The sequence below is a fragment of the Corallococcus sp. 4LFB genome (assembly GCF_046520365.1).
In the GTDB taxonomy this organism is placed as follows: Bacteria; Myxococcota; Myxococcia; order Myxococcales; family Myxococcaceae; genus Corallococcus; species Corallococcus caeni.
In genome coordinates this window covers 1-3,744 of record NZ_JBKGHJ010000655.1, presented here as the reverse complement: position 1 = coordinate 3,744, position 3,744 = coordinate 1, and the positions used below count along the sequence as shown (strand labels likewise).

Annotated in this window: 1 protein-coding gene and 1 pseudogene; both read right to left on the bottom strand. The window is 71.9% G+C overall.

Annotated features, from left to right (window positions below; translation table 11 throughout):
* A pseudogene (locus tag ACLEQD_RS38935) lies at positions 1 to 246 on the bottom strand (hypothetical protein); the annotation flags it as partial.
* 349 nt (positions 247 to 595) lie between these two features.
* On the bottom strand, positions 596 to 3,744 hold a 3,149-nt coding region (locus ACLEQD_RS38930; RefSeq protein WP_410390943.1), incomplete at its 5' end, for a non-ribosomal peptide synthetase.

The window sequence follows — 3,744 nt, the reverse complement described above, 5'->3', positions numbered from 1 at the left end:
CCTCCCGGCCGAGCGTCGGGCCGCGCGGATCAGCTCGGCGGGAGCGCCGTGGGCCTTCAGCTCCTCCGCGAGCCGGAGGAAGGCGGGCACGGAGGCCGCCTCCAACCAGGCCATCCGCGCGAAGTGGCCGCCCAGCGCGCACCGCGCCTCCATTCGCGCCGCCTGGAGTCCCTCGGGCCGGCGTCCATCGGAGGCGCATCCCGCGGGCACGGTGGTGTAGCAATTCGTGTAGGGCTCCAGGGTCACCCCGCCGTCCAGATGCCCCGTGGGAACGGAGTGGACCTGGCAGCGATGGGCGGTTTGCTCCGTGCACACCTCCAGGCAGTTGAGGTCGTTTGGGGCTCCCCCATCCGGAAGCCGGCCGCTGACGTCATAGCGTCCCTCGTACGCGTCATATGGGATGCACCCCCCCATCCTCCTCCGCGCAGCCAATGACAGACAGGACGGGAGCGGCGAACAGCAGGCGTGCCACTGTCTGTCGAAGCAGCAGGTTGCGTGGAAGCAGGTTGTCCTTGCCATTGGCCATGTGAGTCTCCCCCTTGAGTGTTTGGCGACTCTACGACGGCGGAGGCCATTCCTCTCATGGGTTGTGCGGTCATTGGCTTTCGGAGTCCAGGGCGCGCAGGCGCCGCGTGAGCTGCTCCGCCAGCGTGGGGACCTGGGGCTCCTCCAGGATCGTGAGGTGCGTGCCCGGCACGTGGCAGACCGAGACGCCTCCCGGGAGCCAGGCCCTCCAGCCTTCGTCCTCGGCGCGGGTGGGGTCGCTCGCGCGGACCGCGGCGCGGAAGAGCTCGGCGGGGCCTTCGTAGCGGCTGGCGGGCACGTAGCCCCGGTTGGCCTCTCCCAGCCGTTCGTGGACGGCGAAGAGACGCTCAATCTGTCCCGGCTCCAGTCCTCCCGCGGCGGGCAGGTTCCGCAGCAGCTGGATCATCCGTGACAGCAGGGCTTCGCCCTCCAGGCCTCCCAGCTGCTCCAGCTCGGGGGCGGGGACGTCCTGGACGGGGAGCCCGACCATCTTGCCGAACGCGGCCAGACGGATCAGCGGCGGCGGCTCCGGGTCCGGCTCGCCCGACGGGGCGAGGCTGTCGAGCAGCGCCAGGAACTCCACCGGCTCGCCGAGGGCCTGGAGCTGGCGTGCCAGCTCGTAGACCACCAGCCCGCCGAAGGACCAGCCCGCGAGCCGGTAGGGGCCGTGGGGCTGCACGTCGCGCACCTGCTCCAGGTAGAGCCGGGCCAGGGACTCGATGGACGACGGCGGCAGCTCCCCGTCCTCCAGGCCGGGCGCGAACACGCCATACACGGGCCGGTCGTTGCCCAGGTGGCGCACGAGGTCCGCGTAGCTGAGCACGCCACCGCCACCGCCGTGGACGAGGAACAGCGGACGGCGCCGCGAGTCCCCCGTGTCGAGTCGCGCCAGGTTGGGGCCCAGCGGGCGGGTTCCCTCGGAGGGGCACAGCAGCGTGGCGAGCCGCTCGACGGTGGAGCCCTGGAAGAGCGCGGACAGGGGCAGCGCCCGGCCCGTGCGCTCGCGGAGGAGGGCCATCAAATGCACGGCGAGCAGCGAGTGGCCGCCCAGGGCGAAGAAGTCCGCGTCGGCGCTGACGCGCTCCAGGCGCAGCACCTCCGCGAAGGCTTGGGCGATGAGCTGCTCCAGGGGCGTGCGCGGCGCGACGTACCGGCCGTGGGACGCGGCGACGTCCGGGGCGGGCAGGGCCTTGCGGTCCACCTTGCCGTTGGCGTTGAGGGGCAGGGCCTCCAGCACGACGAAGGCGGCGGGCACCATGTAGCCGGGGAGGTGCTGCTGGAGCTGGACTCGCAGCGTCTCCGACAGGTCTCCGGACGCAGGCACGGACGGGACGACGTAGGCCACGAGGCGCTTGTCGCCGGGCACGTCCTCACGGGCCAGCACCAGGGCTTCCGCGACGGCGGGGAGCTGGCGCAGCGCGGCTTCGAGCTCTCCGGGTTCGATGCGGAAGCCGCGCAGCTTGAGCTGGAAGTCGGTGCGGCCGAGGAAGTCGAGCGTGCCGCCCGCGCTCCAGCGGGCCTTGTCCCCGGTGCGGTAGAGGCGCTGGCCCGGCGTGGTGGCGAAGGGGTGCGGGATGAAGCGCTCGGCGGTGAGGTCGGAGCGGTTCAGGTAGCCCCAGGCGAGGCCGTCGCCGCCGACGAAGAGCTCGCCGGGGACGCCCACGGGCACCGGGCGCAACCGCGCGTCGAGCACGTAGGCCGTGGCATCGGAGATGGGGCGGCCAATCGACACGGGGCCGTCCACTCGCGCGCCGGGCTGGAGCGTCAGCGTGGTGGAGAAGGTCGTGTTCTCGGTGGGGCCATAGCCGTTGACGAGGACGGAGCCCGGACTCATGCGGGAGAGGTGCTGGCGCACGCGCTCCGTGGGCAGCACGTCGCCACCCGCGAGGACCTGGCGGACCTGCGCGAGGGCTTCGCCCTGGTGCAACGTCATCTGCTCGAAGAGGGCGGCGGTGAGCCACAGCGTCGTCACGCGGTGATGACGAAGCAGGGCCGCGAGCTCCTCGGTGGAGAGGGCCTGCGGAGGCGCGAGGACGAGCTTCGCGCCATGCAGCAGCGCGCCCCAGATTTCGAGGGTCGAAGCGTCGAAGGCGACGGGGGCGAACTGGAGGAAGACCTCGTCGGGTCCGAAGTCGATGAAGGCGCTGCCGAGCACCAGCCGGGTGACGCCCCGGTGCGGCACCAGGACACCCTTGGGCCTGCCGGTGGAGCCGGAGGTGAACATCACGTAGGCGAGGCTGTCCGGAGACGTGGAGACAGCAGGCGCATGCGTGGGCTGACGCTCGAGGAGGGAGGCCTCGCCGTCCAGCAGGAGGGTGCGGCCGGAGAAGGCCGGCAGACGTTGCGCCAGCGAGGAGTGGGACAGGAGCAGGGGCGAGGCGCAGTCCTGCAGCAGCAGGGCGAGGCGCTCGCGGGGATGGGCCAGCTCCAGCGGGACGTAGGCGGCACCGGCCTTGAGGATGGCGAGCAGGGCGACGATGAGGTCGAAGGAGCGCTCCAGTCCTACGGCCACGGGAGTGCCCGGCGTGACGCCCAGGCCCATGAGGGCATGGGCGAGCTGGTTGGCGCGCTCATCGAGCTGCCGGTACGTGAGGCGGTCCTCACCAGAGATGAGTGCCACGGCATCCGGGGTGCGCCGCGCCTGGGCCTGGAACCGCTCGGGCAGGGTGGCGTCGCGCGGGGCGTGGGTGCGCGTGTCGTTCCAGTCGAGCAGCACCTGACGCTGCTCGTCCTGGGAGAGCATGGACGCGGAAGCGAGCGGCGCCTCCGGATGTGCGACGAGGGCTTCGACGAGGGCGCTGAAGTGCCGCGCCATGCGCTGTGCGGTGGCGGGGGCGAAGAGGTCGGTGTTGTAGCCGAGCGAGCCGTCGAAGCCGTCCGGTGTCTCGAAGAGGAACAGCTCCAGCTCGGCCTTGACGCTGTGGCCCTCCACGTCCAGTGGGCGCAGGGCGAGGCCCGGCAGTTGGACGGCGGGCATGGAGGTGTTCTGCAGGGAGAAGAGGGCCTGGAACAGCGGTGGCCGCGTCAGGTCGCGCTGCGGCCTCAGGTCCTCGACGAGCCGCTCGAAGGGGACGTCCTGGTGGGCATAGGCACCCAGGGCGGCTTCGCGCACCTGCTGGAGCAGCTGGTGGAAGGACGCGCCAGGGGCCACGCGGGAGCGCAGCACGAGCGTGTTGACGAAGAAGCCGATGAGGCTCTCCGTCTCCGCGTGGGTGCGGC